At 65.3% G+C, this 18,399-nt stretch carries 16 protein-coding genes; 9 read left to right on the top strand and 7 right to left on the bottom strand.

Annotated elements, in window-relative coordinates; genetic code table 11:
- Window position 1: 1 nt before the first annotated feature.
- Window positions 2–979: a phosphoribosylglycinamide formyltransferase gene (purN, locus tag AAA989_RS01740; protein WP_338240730.1), complete on the bottom strand. Its 978-nt coding sequence runs from the start codon at window positions 977–979 to the stop codon at window positions 2–4.
- On the bottom strand, window positions 972–2,069 hold the full coding sequence (gene purM / locus AAA989_RS01735; protein ID WP_338240728.1) for a phosphoribosylformylglycinamidine cyclo-ligase: 1,098 nt from the start codon (window positions 2,067–2,069) through the stop codon (window positions 972–974). The genes purN and purM overlap by 8 nt, the downstream gene beginning before the upstream one ends.
- A gap of 68 nt (window positions 2,070–2,137) precedes the next feature.
- Here purM and AAA989_RS01730 point away from each other — a divergent pair, with 68 nt between their 5' ends.
- From AAA989_RS01730 to AAA989_RS01715, 4 genes are read left to right on the top strand one after another with little or no spacing between them, the layout of a single operon-like run.
- Window positions 2,138–3,421 (top strand): heavy-metal-associated domain-containing protein, encoded by a 1,284-nt coding sequence (locus AAA989_RS01730; protein ID WP_338240726.1) that lies wholly within the window; start codon window positions 2,138–2,140, stop codon window positions 3,419–3,421.
- 9 nt (window positions 3,422–3,430) lie between these two features.
- The gene (locus AAA989_RS01725) at window positions 3,431–4,039 is read left to right on the top strand and encodes an HdaA/DnaA family protein (protein WP_338240723.1); all 609 of its coding nucleotides are present in this window, start codon (window positions 3,431–3,433) and stop codon (window positions 4,037–4,039) included.
- A gap of 29 nt (window positions 4,040–4,068) precedes the next feature.
- Window positions 4,069–4,791: a serine O-acetyltransferase EpsC gene (gene epsC / locus AAA989_RS01720; protein WP_338240720.1), complete on the top strand. Its 723-nt coding sequence runs from the start codon at window positions 4,069–4,071 to the stop codon at window positions 4,789–4,791.
- Between the two features lie 17 nt (window positions 4,792–4,808).
- Window positions 4,809–5,150: a DUF2794 domain-containing protein gene (locus AAA989_RS01715; RefSeq protein WP_338240718.1), complete on the top strand. Its 342-nt coding sequence runs from the start codon at window positions 4,809–4,811 to the stop codon at window positions 5,148–5,150.
- Window positions 5,151–5,185: 35 nt separating this feature from the next.
- On the opposite strand, the gene AAA989_RS01710 is transcribed toward AAA989_RS01715, so the two are convergent.
- Entirely contained in the window at window positions 5,186–5,857 is a 672-nt protein-coding gene (locus AAA989_RS01710) for an HAD-IA family hydrolase (RefSeq protein WP_338240716.1), read from the bottom strand.
- Between the two features lie 61 nt (window positions 5,858–5,918).
- Between AAA989_RS01710 and glmU the strand changes: the two genes are divergently transcribed.
- The 4 genes from glmU to AAA989_RS01690 all read left to right on the top strand — a co-directional run bounded on the left by glmU (window position 5,919) and on the right by AAA989_RS01690 (window position 12,097).
- A complete protein-coding gene (gene glmU / locus AAA989_RS01705; protein ID WP_338240715.1) occupies window positions 5,919–7,286 on the top strand; it encodes a bifunctional UDP-N-acetylglucosamine diphosphorylase/glucosamine-1-phosphate N-acetyltransferase GlmU in 1,368 nt (455 codons plus the stop codon).
- Window positions 7,279–7,731, top strand: a complete 453-nt coding sequence (locus tag AAA989_RS01700) for a hypothetical protein (protein WP_338240714.1) — start codon at window positions 7,279–7,281, stop codon at window positions 7,729–7,731. The genes glmU and AAA989_RS01700 overlap by 8 nt, the downstream gene beginning before the upstream one ends.
- Window positions 7,732–7,844: 113 nt before the next feature.
- Window positions 7,845–9,668, top strand: coding sequence for a glutamine--fructose-6-phosphate transaminase (isomerizing) (gene glmS, locus AAA989_RS01695; RefSeq protein WP_338240712.1), 1,824 nt, complete (start codon window positions 7,845–7,847; stop codon window positions 9,666–9,668).
- 113 nt (window positions 9,669–9,781) lie between these two features.
- Entirely contained in the window at window positions 9,782–12,097 is a 2,316-nt protein-coding gene (locus AAA989_RS01690; protein WP_338240709.1) for a putative bifunctional diguanylate cyclase/phosphodiesterase, read from the top strand.
- 53 nt (window positions 12,098–12,150) lie between these two features.
- Here AAA989_RS01690 and purQ read toward each other — a convergent pair whose 3' ends face one another.
- Both purQ and purS read right to left on the bottom strand, forming a co-directional pair.
- Window positions 12,151–12,822: a phosphoribosylformylglycinamidine synthase subunit PurQ gene (gene purQ, locus AAA989_RS01685; protein WP_338240707.1), complete on the bottom strand. Its 672-nt coding sequence runs from the start codon at window positions 12,820–12,822 to the stop codon at window positions 12,151–12,153.
- Window positions 12,819–13,055: a phosphoribosylformylglycinamidine synthase subunit PurS gene (gene purS, locus AAA989_RS01680; RefSeq protein ID WP_338240706.1), complete on the bottom strand. Its 237-nt coding sequence runs from the start codon at window positions 13,053–13,055 to the stop codon at window positions 12,819–12,821. The genes purQ and purS overlap by 4 nt, the downstream gene beginning before the upstream one ends.
- Before the next feature lie 272 nt (window positions 13,056–13,327).
- On the opposite strand from purS, the gene AAA989_RS01675 reads away from it, so the two are divergent.
- On the top strand, window positions 13,328–14,548 hold the full coding sequence (locus AAA989_RS01675; RefSeq protein WP_338240705.1) for a bifunctional alpha/beta hydrolase/OsmC family protein: 1,221 nt from the start codon (window positions 13,328–13,330) through the stop codon (window positions 14,546–14,548).
- 1 nt (window position 14,549) lies between these two features.
- On the opposite strand, the gene AAA989_RS01670 is transcribed toward AAA989_RS01675, so the two are convergent.
- Both AAA989_RS01670 and AAA989_RS01665 read right to left on the bottom strand, forming a co-directional pair.
- Window positions 14,550–15,398: an HAD family hydrolase gene (locus tag AAA989_RS01670; RefSeq protein WP_338240704.1), complete on the bottom strand. Its 849-nt coding sequence runs from the start codon at window positions 15,396–15,398 to the stop codon at window positions 14,550–14,552.
- A 55-nt stretch (window positions 15,399–15,453) separates the two neighbouring features.
- Entirely contained in the window at window positions 15,454–18,339 is a 2,886-nt protein-coding gene (locus AAA989_RS01665; RefSeq protein ID WP_338240703.1) for a M16 family metallopeptidase, read from the bottom strand.
- Window positions 18,340–18,399 lie beyond the last annotated feature (60 nt).

Below are 18,399 nucleotides of genomic sequence, written 5' to 3'. Positions count from 1 at the left end.
GTCAGAATTCGTCCGCGGCGCTTCGTAACCCGGCAAGGCGTTTTGGGGCGACGGCGCGCCAGCTTCTCTCAAGCCATTCAGCCACATGGTCCCAATCAACGCCCGGCCGGTTGAGAACGATCCCGACCCATCCGCTGGCACCGTAATAGGCGGGCTTGAAATAGGTCTCCGGCGCGGTTTCGACGAGGCCTGCCAGTTCGTCGGCACCGCCTGTCTTCACCAGCACGGCGACATGATCGCTGCCGTGATGCTGATCCTGGAAGTAGGCGAAGTACTTGCCGCTCTTGCCTCCGCTGCGCCAGCCGGGCGCACCGTGGCTCTCGCGTTCTTCCGCCTCCGGCAGGGCGAGGGCAAGTTCGCGCACCTTCTCCAGCAGCCAGTCGGCGCGGTAGTGCCGCCCGACATAGTCGGCAACCATGCGAGGGTAGAGCTGGTATTCGGCAAGGATCACCCGATGGGCAAGGCTCTCGGGCGTGTCGTTGGGCAGGATGGCGACGGGCACCTGCCCCAGCAGCGGACCGCCATCGAGTTCCGGCGTGACGATGTGGACCGAGCAGCCACCGAACCGCTCGCCCGCCTCGATGGCGCGCTTGTGGGTGTCGAGCCCCTTGTACTTGGGCAGCAGCGAAGGGTGCGTGTTGACCATCCGGCCTTCCCAGCCCTGCACGAAATCGGCAGTGAGGATGCGCATGTAACCGCACAGCGCCAGGTACTCAGCGCCGCTTTCGCGCAGGGCCGCGTCCATGATTTCCTCGTGCGCGCGGCGATCCATCCCGCGGTGATCGTGGCTGAAGGTGGCGATCCCTTCTGCCGCGGCGATCTTGAGGCCGGGCGCTTCGGGATTGTTGCTCGCGACAAGAACGATCTCGTAAGGGCAGCCGGGCAGACGCGACTGGAACAGCAGGGCCGACATGGTCGTGCCGTTGCCTGACAGCAGGCAGGCGATCTTCGCCTTTTTGTCCGTTGCCTGTTCAGGCATCGTGATCGGCAACCCAATCCGCCTTGGCCGACCAGGTGCCCGCCGATCCCTTGACCGTGCAACCGCGCTGGCCTTTCTCGATCACGCCGATGCGGAATACGTCTTCGCCCGCTTCGGAAAGCGCGGCAGTGACGGTATCCACCTTGTCCGGCGTAACGGCCAGCACCATGCCCACGCCGCAGTTGAACGTGCGCGCCATCTCGCCGGGTTCGATATTCCCCTGCGCCTGCAGGAAGGCCATGAGTCGCGGCTGGTCCCAGCTGTCGGCATCCACGACGGCGCGCGCGCTCTGGGGCAGGACGCGGGGAAGGTTTTCCAGCAGACCGCCGCCGGTGATGTGCGCCAGCGCATCGACATGGCCAGCCCGGACGACGGGCAGAAGGCTTTTCACGTAAATCCGGGTCGGCGCGATCAGTGCGTCGATCAGCAGCTGGTCCTGATCGAACAGGGCGGGGCGATCCAGCTTCCAGCCTTTGTCCGCGGCCAGACGCCGCACCAGCGAGAAGCCGTTGGAATGGACACCCGAACTGGCCAGGCCGAGCAAGACGTGGCCGGGGGCCACGCGCTCCCCGGTCAGCTGCTCGCCGCGCTCGACAGCGCCCACGCAGAAGCCTGCCAGGTCGTAATCGCCTTCGGCATACATGCCGGGCATTTCCGCGGTCTCACCGCCGATCAGCGCACAGCCCGCCTGCTTGCAGCCGTCGGCGATGCCCGCGATCACGCGCTCGGCGATGCCGTTTTCCAGCTTTCCGGTGGCGAAATAGTCGAGGAAAAAGAGCGGCTCAGCCCCCTGAACGATCAGGTCGTTCACGCACATGGCGACAAGATCTATCCCGACGGTGTCGTGACGGTCCGTCTCGATCGCCAGCTTCAGCTTGGTGCCGACGCCATCGTTGCCGGCAACCAGCAGCGGGTCCTTGTAACCTGCTGCCTTCGGATCGAAGAAGCCGCCGAAGCCTCCGATCTCTCCGTCGGCGCCGGGGCGCATGGTTGCTTTCACCAGGGGGCCGATAGCCTTTACGAGGCGGTTGCCCGCGTCGATCGAAACTCCGGCCTGTTCATATGTGTAGGAGGGCGTATTGGAACTCATGCCCCTGCCATAGTCTTTCGGGCTTGGAATTCCACTCGCCTTTGGGCAAAAGACCCCCAAATTCCCCGATGAACATCGCTTTTCCCCTTTCCCGGCACTTTCCAGACCGCCTGCCCGCCGCCATCGCAGCAGGCTTGCTCGTGGTATTGGCCGCTGTCGCCGCAGTGGCGCTTATGGCGCAGGTTTCGGGCGAGCGCGGCATCGCGCCGGTAGCCAGCAGCAGCGATATCACCGTCGATGGGATCGAGGTGGACGTGCGTGGCGACAGCGCCGAAGAGGCGCGCGCCGAGGGCTGGCGCGAGGCCCAGCGGCTTGCGTGGGAGCGGCTGGAAGGACCCGAGATACCCGATTCGCGGCTCGAATCGCTGGTTGCCGCCATCGTGGTGGAGGAAGAGAACATCGGGCCGCGCCGCTACATCGCCCGCCTCGGCGTGATTTTCGATCGCCAGCGGGCAGGAGCCCTGTTGGGAGCGAGCGGAGAGCGGGCGCGATCCGCCCCGATGCTGACGCTTCCCGTGATGATTTCGGGTGGCACGCAGACCATGTTCGAAGTGCGCAATCCGTGGCAGCGGGCCTGGGCGGAATACCAGTTCGGCTCCAGCACCATCGACTATGTCCGGCCATCCGGCTCGGGCGGCGAATCGCTGCTGCTTACCTACGGCCAGACCGGGCGCCGCAGCCGCGCCTGGTGGAACAACATTCTCGACCAGTTCGGTGCCGCCGACGTGCTCGTGCCGATCGCCAACCTGCGCTGGGAATGGCCCGGCGGCCCGGTGGAGGGGCGCTTCACCGCCCGCTACGGCCCCGACAACCGTTTCCTGGACGAGTTCAGCATGCGCGCCGACAGCACGGACGAGCTGCCCGCGATGCTGACCCGTGCCGTAGCGCGCTTCAACGCGATTTATGCCGAGGCCCTTGCCGACGGGACCTTGCGCCCCGACCCCACGCTGACGCTCGACAACATCGAGATCAGCGACGAGGTGCGCGCCCTGCTCGAGCAGGCACGGGCGGCCGAGGAGGCGGAACAGGCCGCCCAGGCCGGCGCGGACGATATTGGAATCGACGTCACCACCGGCGGAACCGGCGAATCGCAGCCGGTGGAAACCACCGTTCCCAGCGCCAGCTACGGCGTGCAGGTGGCAACCCCTGCTGCTTCCGATTTCGACGGGGCTCTCTCGGCCCTGCGGGCCGTGCCCGGCGTCACGCGGGTAACGGTTCGCTCGACGGCTATCGGCGGCGCTTCGGTGTTCGACGTGACCTACGCCGGGGATCTTTCCGCCCTGGCCGCCCTGCTGCGCCAGCGCGGGTGGGCGGTAAACGAAGGGCAGAACGCACTCGGCATTTCGCGCTAGGATAGGCGCATGAGCCAGATCGCCCTTCCTCTTGCCGCTCGCGGAAGCGGGCCTGCACGGATCGTGATCGGCAATGCCAACGCCCACGTCGCAGAGGCGATGCTGTCCCCGGAAACCTGGCCCTATCGTACGGCCGTGCTCACCGGGCCGCCCCGGTCCGGCAAGTCGTTGCTGGCGAGCTGGTTCGCGAAAAGCGGAAAGGGCGATGCCATCGACGACGCGCAGGAACTGCCCGAAGACGAGATCTTCCATCGCTGGAACCGCGCCCAGGAAAGCGGAACGGCCCTGCTGATCGTGGGTGGTGAGCCGCCGTGGAACATTGCGCTCCCCGATTTGCGTTCGCGGCTTGGCGGCTCGCTCCAGCTGGAGATCGGCCAGCCCGACGACGAAATGGCCCGGGATCTGTTGCAGTCGCTGGCCGGCGAACGCGGCCTCATGCTGCGAGAGGATGCCGCGGATTACCTCGTTCCGCGCGCCTCGCGTTCGCAGGAGGAATTGGAGAAGCTGGTGGCGACGATCGACCGCTTGTCTCTTGAGCGAAAGGCCCCACCTACCATGGGTATCTGGCGCGCTGCCCTTGAGGAGGTGCACGGGCCGGAGGAGCCGCGCTTGATCTGAGCGTACTTTGGTGGAACATTGGAGCAACGATGTTCGAGCGACTTGTAGCCTATCTCGACTCCGTGCGTGAGCGCGATCCCGCTCCGCGCTCCCGCTGGGAAATCCTCCTGTATCCCGGCGTGCTAGCTCTTGGCATGCACAAGATCGCGCACTGGCTGTTCGAGGCGGAAATGTATTTCCTTGCCCGGCTGGTGAACCACCTGTCGCGCTGGATGACCGCGATAGACATCCATCCCGGTGCGAAAATCGGCAAGAATTTCTTTATCGACCATGGCTTTACCGTCATCGGTGAGACTGCGGAAATCGGCGACAACGTGACCATCTATCAATGCGTCACGCTGGGGGGCACGAATCCGACCAACGGCGAGGGCGGCAAGCGTCACCCGACGTTGAAGGACAATGTCATCATCGGGTCCGGCGCGCAGGTGATCGGGCCGATCACGGTGGGCGAGCGCGCCCGCGTCGGCGCGAATGCCGTGGTCACGGACGATGTGCCCGAAGGCGCGACCATGATCGGCCTCAAGGCCCGCTCGACGCTTGTGCCCGCAGAAACGTGGATTCGCGAATTCATACCCTACGGCACCCCGTGCGATGAACCTTGCGAACCCGCACCGACCGAGCGGGTACAGCAGCTGGAAGCCGAGGTTCAGCTGCTGCGGGAGCAGCTCGACGAAATGCGCGCAGCCATGCATTCGTCAGGCAATCCGTCGGACGACGATCAAAAAGGTCGCAAGCACGGGGCACAGGGTTGATGGCAGCCAGGAACGGCATGCCCAATATCGTCGCCTTCCCCGGGCAGCGCGCCCCGGAACAGATAGGCTTCGACAGGCATGAACTCATGCGCATACTCGACCTTTACGGACGGATGGTCGCCGCTGGGGAATGGCGTGACTACGCCATGGATTTCACCCGCGACTGCGCCACCTTCGCAGCGTTTCGACGCACGGCCGAGGTTCCGCAGATGCGGCTGGAGAAGCGGCCCGCGCTGCACCAGAAACAGGGCATGTGGGCGCTGTTCGGCGAACAGGGTCAGGTGCTGAAACGCGGACACGAGCTGGCAAACGTGCTGGCGCCCGTGGAGAGGCGACTGCTGAAGCTGGTCGATTCCTAGAATCTCTCAGTGGGCGGTCTAGCCGACCACCCGACTCACAGGTCTTCCAGAACGCCCACGAGTTCGTCGAAGTGGTCGATCATCACATCGCCGCCCAGTTCGTTCACCGGAACGTCGTGATAGCCGTAACGGTAGGTGACCACCGGGATTCCCGCATTGCGCGCGGCGCGCACGTCATAGGTCGAATCACCCACCATGGCCGCGCGACCCCCTCCGCAATCCTCGATCGCGGCGAGCAGCATGTCGGGCTGCGGCTTGGCCTTTTCGCGCCCGAACGTGTCACCGCCCTGGATGGAGCAGAAGCGGTCCGTCATTCCCAGCGCCTCGATCAGCTGGCGCGCAGGTTCTTCGGACTTGTTGGTGCATACCGCCACCTTGCAGCCCTTCGATGCCAGCAGGTCCAGCGCGCCCAGCACGCCCGGAAAGGGCACGGTGTTGTCGGCGATATGCGCCCAGTAATGTTCCAGCAGCGCCTGGCTCAGTTCCTCGAAGCGTTCCTGCGACACGGATCCCCCGGTGCGTTCGAGCCCACGTTCCAGCATGGGAATCGCGCCGCCGCCGATCAGCTGGCGGACCTCCGCCAGCGGCAGGGCGGGGCGCCCTTCGAGGGCGAGTGCGTGATTGATGGCGGGGCCGAGGTCGAGATTGGAATCGACCAGCGTGCCATCGAGGTCGAAAAGGACGATATCGAAGGGAAAATCACTCATCGCGGGGCCATGTGGGGCAGCGATGTGGAAACTGCAATCAATTGATGGCATGGGCGCTTTCATGAGTGAAAGACCTATTGCCGCCATCATCCTTGCCGCGGGCAAGGGCACCCGCATGAAGAGCAGCCGCCACAAGGTGTTGCACGAGATTGCCGGGCGTCCGATGATAGAGCACCTGCTCTCCAGCGTGGAGCAGCTGGCCCCCCACAAGCTGGTCACCATCGTGGGCGAGTTCCGCGAGCAGCTGCAGGAGCGGCTGGCCGATAAGGTCGACTTCGCGGTGCAGGACCCGCAGAAGGGGACGGGCCACGCGGTTCAGCAGGCGCAGGAAGCGCTGGCCGACTTCGATGGGGACGTGCTGGTGCTTTACGGTGACGTGCCCTTCGTGAAGGCCGGCACCATGCGCTCCATGATCGAGCGCTTGCGCTCGGCGGATACCCCCGCCGCCGTGGTACTGGGGTTCGAGCCGGATGATCCGCTTCGCTACGGAAGGGTGATCGCCCAGCAGGGCCGCATCCTGAAGATGGTGGAATACAAGGATGCCACCGAGGAGGAGCGTGCATGCCGTATGTGCAATTCCGGCCTGCTCGCGGCGCGGTCGGAAGACCTCTTTGCATTGCTCGAGCGCGTCGGGAACGCAAACGCGCAGGGCGAATACTACCTGCCCGATATCGTCAACATCGCCATTGCCGACGGGCGCAACTGCGCCGTCGTGGCCTGCGACAGCGCGGACGAGGTGGCCGGCATCAATAGCCGGGCCGAACTGGCCGCGGCAGAGGCGCAGTGGCAGGAGCTTCGCCGTGAAGAGGCCATGGCCGAAGGCGTCACCCTTCGTGCGCCCGATACCGTGCACTTCAGCTGGGATACCGAAATCGCCGCCGACGTCGTGGTGGAACCGAACGTCGTGTTCGGCCCGGGCGTCTCGATTGCGACAGGTGCCACGATCAAGGCATTCAGCCATCTGGAAGGAGCGCAGGTCGGTGAGGGCGTGGAAGTCGGCCCCTACGCGCGCCTGCGCCCCGGCACCGTGCTGGAAGCGAACAGCAAGGTGGGCAATTTCGTGGAAATCAAGAAGGCGACGCTGGGAGAAGGGGCCAAGGCCAACCACCTTACCTACCTTGGCGATGCCACGGTCGGGGCAGGGGCCAATGTCGGCGCGGGGACGATCACCTGCAATTACGACGGCTATTTCAAGCACCAGACGACCATCGGCCCGCGGGCATTCATCGGGTCCAATTCCTCGCTGATCGCACCCGTCAGCATTGGGGCCGACGCCATCGTGGCAGCGGGCAGCGCGGTCAGCCGCGATGTCGCCGATGGCGAACTCCGCATGGTGCGGGCGGACCAAATGGTGAAGCCGGGATGGGCCGATCGCTTCCACGACACGATGAAAAAGCGCAAGGCGGCGAGCAAGAAGACCGATGGCTGAGCGCACCTTTACCGACGAGCAACTGGCCCTGTTGCTGCAGGCTTCCCGCGATTTCGCGTTCCAGCAGATCGCGGAGGGCATGCCCATGCTGCCCTTCGCTTCCTGCGTCGATCCCGACGGCGATATGAACTTCGTCCGCTTTGCCGAACCCGGCACCGACAAGACGCCCGAGGAAGTTCTCTCGCTGACCCATGACGAGGTGAGGGCGCAGGCGGACAAGGGGGCGCTGCTGGCGGCCGGCATCGTTTCCGGCGTCCGGTTGGCGCGGCCCGAAGACGGGATGGAGGACGCGGTCCGGATCGAGATCGAGGCGCCAGGCTTTGCGCGCCAGTTCCTGGCATTCTACCGCTTCGAGCCTGACGCGGACGGCAAGGCCGCCACCGTTTCTCCAGGCAAGTTGGTGCCGTTCGAGGCCGAAGCGAAAATTTTCGCCGATTCGGCCTAGCCATCGCGCGTTCACTCCGCGCTTGGCAGGGAACGCGGCTCGGCTCTACACGCTAATTGACAAATCGGGGCGCATCCTGATGCGCCGGACAGAAATCGGGGAATCTCGCGAACATGTGCGGAATTATCGGAATCGTTGGACAGCGAGACGTGGCGGCGCGGCTCGTCGATGGATTGCGGCGGATGGAATATCGCGGCTACGACAGCGCGGGGGTCTGCACGGCGCACGACGGCGCCCTGTTGCGCCGCCGCGCCGAGGGGAAGCTCAACAACCTCGTTGAAGAGCTGGCGAGAAATCCCGCACCGGGCAACACGGGCATCGCCCACACTCGCTGGGCCACCCACGGCGCGCCGACCGAGAAGAACGCGCATCCCCATGCCACCGAGCACGTGGCGCTGGTCCACAACGGGATCATCGAGAATTTCAAGGAATTGCGCGACGAACTGCGCGCCGATGGCCGCACTTTCGAGAGCGAGACCGATACCGAGGTCGTCGTCCAGCTGATCTCGCGCCAGATCGAGGAGGGCACCTCGCCCGAGGATGCCGTGGCCAACGTGCTGCCGCGCCTGCGCGGCGCGTTCGCGCTCGCAATCACCTTCCGCGATCATCCCGACATGCTGATCGGCGCGCGACTGGGTTCGCCTCTGGTCGTGGGCTATGGCGAGGACGAGATGTACCTCGGCTCCGACGCACTTGCGCTGGCCCCGCTGACCCAGGAGATCGCCTATCTCGAAGAAGGCGACTGGGTGACGATCACGCGCGAGGGCGCGACCATCCGCGACGGCGACGGGAACGAAGTCGAGCGCGAGGTCAGGACGTCGGGCGCCTCCGCGGCGGCGATCGAGAAGGGCAACTACCGCCACTTCATGCAGAAGGAGATCTTCGAGCAGCCCACGGTCGTGGCGCAAACCCTGCGTTCGTACCTGCGGCCCGGAGAGCAGCGCGTGGCGTTGCCGCAGATCGATTTCGACATCTCGGCCATCGACCGCGTGACCATCGTCGCCTGCGGCACGTCCTACTATGCCGGGATGGTGGCGAAATACTGGTTCGAGCAGTTCGCCCGCGTTCCTGTCGACATCGATTACGCGTCCGAGTTCCGCTACCGCGAGCCGGTGTTGCCCGATGGCGGGCTTGCGCTCTTCATCAGCCAGAGCGGAGAGACCGCCGATACCCTTGCGGCCCTGCGCCACTGCCGCGAACAGGGTCAGGTTATCGCCGCCGTTGTAAACGTGCCCACCAGTTCGATGGCGCGCGAGGCTGACCTGCTGCTGCCGACGCACGCGGGGCCGGAGATCGGCGTCGCCTCCACCAAGGCTTTCACCTGTCAGCTGGCCGTGCTTGCCGCGCTGGCCGCTCATTTCGCGGTGAAGAAGGGTCTGCTGAACCACCGCGAGGAAGCGATCATCGTCGGCCACCTCATGGAAGCTCCGGCCTGCCTCAACGCCGCGCTGGACCACGACGAGGAAATTGCCGACATGGCGCACCTGATCGCGCCCGCGCGTGACGTGCTTTACCTTGGGCGTGGTGCGGACTTTCCTCTCGCCCTCGAAGGTGCCCTGAAACTCAAGGAAATCAGCTACATTCATGCCGAAGGCTATGCCAGCGGCGAAATGAAGCACGGCCCGATCGCCCTGATCGACGATTCCGTACCCGTGATCGTGCTGGCACCCAGTGGTCCGCTGTTCGAGAAGACCGTGTCGAACATGCAGGAAGTGCAGGCGCGCGGTGGCAAGGTAGTGCTTATCTCCGACAGGAAGGGCATCGAGGCTGCGGGAGAGGGCTGCATGGCGGTGATCGAGATGCCCAAGGTTCATCCGCTGATCGCACCGCTGGTCTATGCCGTGCCCGTCCAGTTGCTGGCCTATCACGTGGCCGTGGCCAAGGGCACGGACGTCGATCAGCCACGCAACCTGGCGAAATCCGTTACCGTGGAGTAAACGGCGCCTTAACTCCCTAGAAGGCCGTCCATTTTACCGCGCGATAACCATTGGCGGTCTAGGGCAACGGAGTGAAAGACAAGCACTCTGGATTGCCGACACTTCCTCTGCAGATGAGCATTTTGCAGGTGATCGGTTTGCGCGACCCAGGGGAGGGCGACTGGACCCGCTTGCGCACGCTGCAATATTCCGAGCTGCACAAGGTCTGCGTAATCCGTATCGCAGCGCATGGTCTTGCCGCGATGCTGGCCGTCGCGCTGTACATGGATTCCGTGCCCCACTGGGTACTGGCGGTCTGGCTGCTCAGTATCGTGGCCGCGGTCTGGAACGTTGCCCGGATCGATCACAAGTTCATCGATATCGAAGCGCGCGGCGTGCAGTGGAACGAGTTTACCTGGCAGGCGCTGGGCGTGGCCTTGTGCACCTTGCCCTGGGTCGCGGCACTGATGTTCTTCGTGCCGCTCGGCTCGACGACCGATCATTACGCGTTGTGGGCGATCGCGGCCATGCTGATCGCCGGCAGCGCCGCGGCCATGGCCAGCGCGCCGGTGGCCATCGTGGTGTTCGACCTGGTCGTGGGCGCGGCGGGCGTCGCGTCGTTCATCCTGACTGGCGACTTCCTCTTCGCCATCGCGGCCGCAGCATACACCTTCACGATTGTCGCGGGCGGACTGCGCTCCGCACGCACCTACCTGTCGGCCAAGATCGCCGAGGCGGGCGTTGCCGAGAAGGACGAGGTTGTCTCCCTCCTGCTGCGCGAATTCGAGGAGAAGGAATCCGACTGGCTCTGGCAGGTCGATACCAACCGCCGCATCCGCTCCGCCTCCCCGCGCTTCGCCTTCGCATTCGGCAGTGCGCCGGACGAGCTGGAGGGTGAAAGCTTCATAAAGCTGATCGCGGGTTCCTCCTGGGAAAGCGGGGATTTCCCCCGCAGCCTGCATGAGCTCGCCGAGAAGCTGAAACGGCGAGAGCATTTCTCCAACCTGCTGGTCCAGGTCTATCTGGAGGCGGGCCGTCGCTGGTGGGAATTGTCCGGCACGCCGCTTTACGACGACAACGGCAGCTACATCGGATTTCGCGGCGTCGGCTCGGACGTGACCGAGCAGCGCGACCGCGACGAGAAAATCGCCTACCTGGCCCGCTACGACACGCTGACCGGCCTGCCCAATCGCCTGATGCTGACGGAAGCACTCGGCGAAGCCATGCGCTATGCCGACCAGTGGAAGACGCGCTGCGCCTTCCTGATGATCGACCTCGACCGCTTCAAGGCCGTCAACGATTCGCTCGGCCACCAGCTTGGCGACCGCCTGCTGGCCGACGTGTCGAAGCGGCTTGCCGGCGTCATCACGGAAAACGAGCAGTGCGGCAGGCTGGGCGGCGACGAGTTCGCGGTCGTGATCCGCGACGCAAGCGACAAGGGCCGCGTGGATCGCCTGGCCGATGCGGTGATAGATGCGTTGTCGCAACCCTACGTGATCGACAACCACACGCTGTTCATCGGCGCCAGCGTCGGCTCTGCCATGGGGCCGCGCGACGGGTCTTCGGTGGAAACGCTGATGCGTAACGCCGACCTCGCCCTCTACCGGGCGAAGGACGAAGGCGGGAACACGCATTACAGGTACCTGCCTTCGCTCCACGCCGATGCGGAGGAACGCCGCAAGCTGGAGCTGTCGCTGCGCCGCGCCATCGGGAAAGACGAGCTGGAACTGAATTTCCAGCCGGTGGTGAACGCCCGTACCGAGAACGTCGTCAGCTTCGAGGCGCTGCTGCGCTGGAACAGCGAGGAGCATGGCATCGTCAGTCCGGGCAAGTTCATCCCGCTGGCCGAGGATACCCGCCTGATCGTCCCCATCGGCGAATGGGTTCTGTACGAGGCTTGCCGCGAGGCGGCGCGCTGGCCCGACGACATCAAGGTTGCGGTGAACGTTTCGGGTGAACAGCTGCTCGAACCCAATTTTGCCACCACCGTGGTTCGGGCGCTGGCCGACACCGGCCTCGCCGCGCATCGCCTGGAAGTGGAAGTGACCGAGAGCGTGTTCCTGCGCGACGGGCGTATCGCCCGGCAGGCGCTGGAAGAGATCATGGCGCTGGGCTGCTCCATCGCGCTCGACGATTTCGGCACGGGCTACTCCTCGCTCGGCTACCTTCGCACGCTGCGCTTCTCCACGATCAAGGTCGATCGCAGCTTCGTCCAGGGCGCTTCCCACGAGAGCCAGGAAAGCCTGGCCATCATCCGCGCCGTCGTCGCCATGGCGCGCAGTCTTGACATGACCACCACCGCCGAGGGCGTGGAGGACGCAGAGCAGGCCGCGCTGATCCGCGAACTGGGCTGCACCAAGATCCAGGGCTATTACTTCGGCCGACCGATGATAGCCTCGGAAGCCCGCTCCATCGTCAACAAGGGGCGCGACCGCATTCGCGCGGCATGACCTGGGGCGCTAGGCGCGGCTCGAAGCTGTAGGCAAGCTCCCGGTATCAGCGGTCAGGCGACCGAAAGCGCGTTCATCACGCTTTCGAACAGCCGCCGGCCATCGCTGCCACCATGGTCGGCCTCTATGGCGCGTTCGGGGTGGGGCATCATGCCCAGCACGTTGCCGCTCTTGTTCAGAACGCCGGCGATATCGCGCTGCGAGCCGTTGCAGTTCTCGACATAGCGGAAGGCCACGCGACCTTCGCCTTCCAGTCGGTCCAGCGTTTCCGCATCGGCGAAGTAGTTGCCATCGTGGTGAGCCACCGGAATGTGGATCGTCTCTCCCGCCTCGTAGGCGGAGGTGAACAGGCTCTGGTTGTTCTCCACCCGAAGCGGCACGGTGCGGCAGATGAAGGTCTGCGCCGCGTTGCGCATCAGCGCGCCGGGCAGCAGTCGTGCTTCCGTCAGCACCTGGAAGCCGTTGCACACGCCGAGCACGGGCACGCCGCGCTCAGCCGCTTCGATCACAGAGCGCATGATCGGGCTGTTCGCAGCCATCGCGCCGCTGCGCAGGTAGTCGCCGTAGGAGAAGCCGCCGGGAAGGGCGATGAAATCGAGGCCATCGGGCAGCTGGGCATCGCCGTGCCAGACCTTGACCGGATCCTTGCCCGAAACGTCGCGCAGCGCGACCCACATGTCGCGGTCGCAGTTCGAACCGGGGAATGTGACGACGGCGGTCTTCACGCGGATACCTTCTCGATGCGGTAGTTTTCGATCACCATGTTCGCCAGCAGCTTCTGGCACATGTCCTCCAGCGCAGCGTCGCTGGTGTCGTCGGCCACTTCCATTTCCACCAGGCGACCGATGCGGACGTCCTTCACGCCTTCGAAACCCAGCCCGTCGAGGGCGTGGTGCACGGCGCGGCCCTGCGGGTCGAGCACGCCGGGCTTCAGGCTGACATGGATGCGGACTTTCATGATGGCTGCCCTTTTGCGACAAAGCGGAAATTCGCCGCAGCCTATGGCGATTGCGCGGCCCGTCGGCAAGGGGCGGACAGCCATTTTGCCATGATTGACCGGGCGATTTCCAACTAATGTGGAACACATGGAGCACAGTCCTGGCGTGAAAGGCCTGCGCCCGGGCATTAGTGGCCGGAAAGCGCGGGGAGGGGCAGGAAACCGTTGCATCGCGCGGTGCATTGGTGTGCCATGGCGCAGGTAGGAAAGCCGCGCGGCGGGAGGCACCAGCGATGATAGCGACCGAGAAATTCACCTTCACCGGGAAGAAGGGGCAGACGCTGGACGGACGGCTGGAACTGCCGCTCTATACAAGGCCGCACGCCGCGGTCCTGTTCGCCCACTGCTTCACCTGCACCAAGCAGAGCCACGCCGCCACGCGGGTCGCGTCCGCGCTGGCGGCGAAGGGACTGGCCGTGCTGCGGTTCGATTTCACCGGGCTGGGCGGCAGCGACGGCGATTTCGCCAACGCCGGGTTCGCCAGCAACGTGGACGACCTTGTCTGCGCGGCGCGGGCGCTGGACGAGCGCGGCCTGCCGCCGGTGCTGCTGGTGGGCCATTCGCTGGGCGGCGCGGCGGTGGTGGCGGCGGCGGAACACATCCCGCAGGCGCGCGGCGTGGCGACGCTGAATGCCCCCTACGATGCCGCTCACGTGTTCGAACACTTCGGCGATGCCATCGAGGACATCGAGGAGGACGGCGAGGGCGAGATCACGCTGGCGGGCCGCAAGTTCCGCATCGCCCGTGCTTTCCTGGAACAGGGGCGCGACCAGCCGCAGGGCGAACGCATCGCCAACCTGGGCCTGCCGCTGATGGTGATGCACTGTCCGGAAGACGAAGTCGTCGGCATCGACAACGCCCGATTGATCTTCGAGAAGGCGGTGCATCCCAAGAGCTTCGTGGCGCTGGACAATGCCGATCACCTGCTGACCGAACCGGGCAGTGCCGAATACGCCGCCAACCTGATAGCGGCATGGGCCACGCCCTATCTCGCCGACCTGGCGAAAGAGGTGCGGGAGGACTTTGCCGGCACGGTGGAAGTGACAACGGCGGGCGGCAAGTTCGCGCAATGGGTGCGCACGGCCAGCCACCAGTTCATCGCCGACGAGCCCGAAAGCTACGGCGGCTCCGACCACGGACCCACCCCCTACGACCTGCTGCTGGCGGCGCTGGGCACATGCACCAGCATGACGATCAAGATGTATGCGGATCGCAAGAACATCCCGCTGGAAGGCGTTCGCATCGAACTGGAGCACAGCCGGGACCACCACACCGACTGCGTGGACTGCGAGAAGGACGGCTCGCCCATCCAGGTGATCGACCGCGCGATCGAACTGACCGGCGACCTATCGCCCGAACAGCGCACGCGCCTGATGGACATCGCCGACAAGTGCCCGGTTCACAAGACCCTGGAAGGCGACCTGCATATCCATTCAACGCTGATCGACGACTAGCCTATTCGTCCTGCCCCTGTTTCTGCAGGGCGGCGCGGCGCGCCGCACCGGCCACCGCATGGGAAAGCGATTCAAGCATCTGACTGCCCTCGGAGTAGTCGGGCGGGGCAAGGTTCTCTACCCGCTGCTCGCGGGTCTGCTTGTCGGCGTGATCGAACTTCTCATCCTTGTCCACCGCGATGGCCTGGCCGCCGCAGCGGTTGATGAATTCGAACGCCTTCAGGTCCGAAAGCCCGTCGCCGACATAGATCAGCTGGTCGAAGGGCACGTGCATGTCGTCGGGATCGCGGTCCGGCTGGTCGGTCTGCGGCTCGTTCGCGGTGTCCACGCTCATGCCCTTGGCATAGGCTTCGAGATACAGCGACTTGGCCGGATGCGGGATGATCCGCTTCACCGCCACCGCCTCGTCATGATCGTTGAAATGGAAGGATCCGGCCCAGGTGCGGTCGAAAGCCTCTTCGCAGGCGGTCTGTTCGATCATCTCGATATAGCCCGCGGAAAGCACAACCAGTTCGACTTCGCAGTCTTCGTCGATCTCGGCGGCCACCGCGCCCAGCCGGTCCTTCAGTTCGGTTACGCCGGGATAGATGTCGATATGGCGAGCGGCGCGGTGGAAGAAGTCGCGCGTCAGCCTGTCGCCGCGGTCATGGCCGCACTGGATCAGGGCCCAGCCGCGCTTGATGATACCGTCCCAGTGATCGCCCAGCGGATCCTGGTAGGTTTCTTCCCACTCGGTGCGATCCAGCCCCCACTCGGCGCACAGCGCGTCGATGGTGTCGCTGGCCAGCGTCCTGTCGAAATCGAAGACGACTCCGACGCGCGGGATATAGGGATGGGTAGCGGCGGCCATGGCAGGTCCTTTCGACTGTCTCGAAAGACCTACGCACGGCGCGCCGCCTTTGTTTCTATTCCTCCGGGCGAGGGAGCACGACGACTTCCAGCCGCTGGGCCGGGTCGAGATAACGCTGCGCCACGGCCCGAACGTCGGCGGGAGTGATTGCCCGGATCCGCTCGGCCCCGGCCAGGAAGCGGTCGATGCGCTCCGGCTCGGTCTGCGCCCGGTCGGCCAGGCTCATCCAGCCGGTATTGGTATCCAGCGCGTTGTCGTAGGCTTCGAGCAGCGGCTGGCGGGCGCGCAGCAGCACGTCTTCTTCCAGCGGCGCGGACCGCACCCTGTCGAGCGTCTGCAGCATGGCTTCGCGCGCGGCCTCGACTTCGCCGGTGTCCACCTGGGCGGAAATATCGAAGGTGCCGTAGTCGGTGTAGACGCGGCTTTGCGACGCATCCGACGAGGGGGAGTAGGTCTGGCCCAGTTCCTCCCGCAGCGTGTCGGTCAGTTCCAGCCGCATCACGCGTTCCAGCATGGCCAGCTGCAGGCTCTCGACCGGATCGGAATCGTCGCGGGTGGGCCAGGCCATCACCAGCATGGCCTGGTCCGCCTGTCCGTCGTGATAGATGGTGCGGACGGAGCGATCCTGCGTGAAGGTGCGTTCGCGCGCGTCGGGATATTCGCCGAACGAATTCTCGCGCGGGGACAGCGTGCCGAGCGTCGATGCCACCATGTCGATGGCGGCGCTCTCGTCGATGTCGCCAACCAGCGCGACTTCGATCGCGCCATTGGCCAGCCGCTCGGAAATATCGTCGCGCAGCCGTGCGAAGGTGAGCGATAGATACTCGTCCTTGGGTTGCAGCGTGAAGCGCGGATCGCCGTCGGAAATGATGCCGCCGATGTCGCTGCTGAAGGCGGCGGACGGGGTGGCGTACTGCCGGGCAAACCAGTTTTCCACGTTGCGATAGTATTGCGGTTCACCCGTGGGGCGGTACGCGGAATCGGCAATCGTCGCGGTGTAGACCTGCAATTGCAGTTCCAGATCGCGCGGCGTGGTCGTGTCGGAGAAGCGGAAGGTATCGTCGGTCGAATTGATGCTGATACCCACGCGGCGTCCGGCCAGCACGGTCTGCAATTCGTCCAGCGTGTGTTCGCCAAGGCCACCGATCGGCAGCGAGGTGAACATGGCCGTCGCCAACGGGTTCTCCGGCGTGTCGAGCAGGTTGCCGCCATCGACGTTTACCTGCACGCGGACGCGGTCGTCCTCCAGGTCCGTCTGCTTGAGGTTCAGCATCACGCCGTTGGCGAAGCGCACGGTGCGGATGCCCAGGCGTTCGTCCACGGTGTCGGCCACGACTTCGCCCGGCTCGCCGAAATCGGTGTAGGCGAATTCGACGGTCTCGGCGTCCTCATTGGCCTCCAGCGCCAGTTCCATGCCCTCGTTCCAGGCTTCGAGCAGGGCGGTTTCGCCGCCCGCGGGCGCGGTGCGTCCCTCGAACCGGATTAGCGGGTTATCCAGCGGCACAAGCTCGTCCTGCAAGGCGGCCAGCACGGCTTCGGGCGTGATCTCGGGTTCGTGCGCGTTCCAGCGTTCCAGCGCGCTTTCGGGCGTGGTGGGCACCTGCCCGTCGCGCCACAGGGTGACGGCGCCGGTCACGAAACCGTTGTTCGCGCGAGTGGCGGCACCGGCGGCATTGCTTTCGATGGCCTGCCGCAGGTTGGCGACCTGTTCGGCCACTTCCGCCTCGGTAAAGCCGAATTCCAGCGCGCGGCGATATTCCTCCTGCGCGGCGGCAAGGCCGCGTTGCCAGTCGCCCTCGGCCGCCTGCACGATCAGGTTGGTCGTGCGCCCTTCCTCGAAGAATTCGCTGGTGCCCAGGCCGGCGCCGCGGAACGGCGGGTCTTCCTGCCGCGCGATGCGCTGCAGGCGGCGGTTGATGATGCCGTAGCCGATCTGCCGCAGCACCCGCTCGCGCCGGGTCTGGACGGTGTCGGGGCGGTCCAGCCACTCGCCGTTGGCGGAAACGGTGATCGATTCCGAAAGGGCCGGGTCGAGATAGACGTCGGTGGCGCCCTCGTGATCGAGGTCTACCGGGCCGAAGGCCGGCAGTTCGAGGCGGGGTTCGCCCTCCCAGTCGCCGAAGTGCTCGCGGATCGCGGCCTCGACAGCGTCGGGATCGTAGTCGCCCACCACCACGAGGGCGGTGTTCTCGGGACGGTAATAGCGTTCGTACAGGTCCCGTAGCGATGCGCCGTCCGCGGCTTCGATGGTTTCGACAGTGCCGATGGGAAGGCGCTGGGAAATGCGGCTGCCGGGGTAGAGGAAGCCCAGGTTGTCCACCAGCGAGCGCAGCTGATAGGTATCGCGCACGCGCCGTTCGGACAGGATGATGCCCTTTTCCCGGTCCACCGCTTCGTCGTCGAAAGTGATCTCGCTGGCGGTTTCGCGCATCAGCATCAGCGCGGTGTTGAGCAGGTCCATGTCGTTGCGCGGCAGGTCCAGCCGGTAGTGCGTGTTGTCGAACCCGGTGGAGGCGTTGGTATCCGCGCCGAAGGCCAGGCCTTCGCGTTCCAGCAGGCGCACCATCTCGCCTTCGGGCAGGTTAGTGGTACCGTTGAATGCCATGTGTTCGATGAAGTGGGCATAGCCCTGTTCGTCCGCACCCTCGGCAGCGGAGCCGAAGTCCACCCAGAACTGCACCAGCCCCTGCTCGGGCGGAGTGGCATTGGGCCGGATGATGTAGCGCATGCCGTTTTCCAGCTCGCCAACGCGGTAGCCGGTGTCGAACGGCAGGTCGCTGTCGGCGATTTCGGGGAACGCCTCGGCCACGTCGGCAGGGATGCCGGACGCGCTTTCGGCTTCCTGCGCGGCGTATTCCGGAGCCTGCGCGGCGAGAGGCTGTAATGCGGCAAGCGGAAGGGCGAGCGCGGCAAGTGCAGCCGCGTAGCGACGGAATTTCATGCAGCCTCCATGCCAAGCATTAGCTTAAGGGGCAATGACCGAAGCCGTCCCCCGCCACGG

The sequence above is a fragment of the Aurantiacibacter hainanensis genome (assembly GCF_036321025.1).
Classification (GTDB): domain Bacteria; phylum Pseudomonadota; class Alphaproteobacteria; order Sphingomonadales; family Sphingomonadaceae; genus Alteraurantiacibacter; species Alteraurantiacibacter hainanensis.
This window is presented reverse-complemented; position numbering and strand designations above follow the sequence as displayed.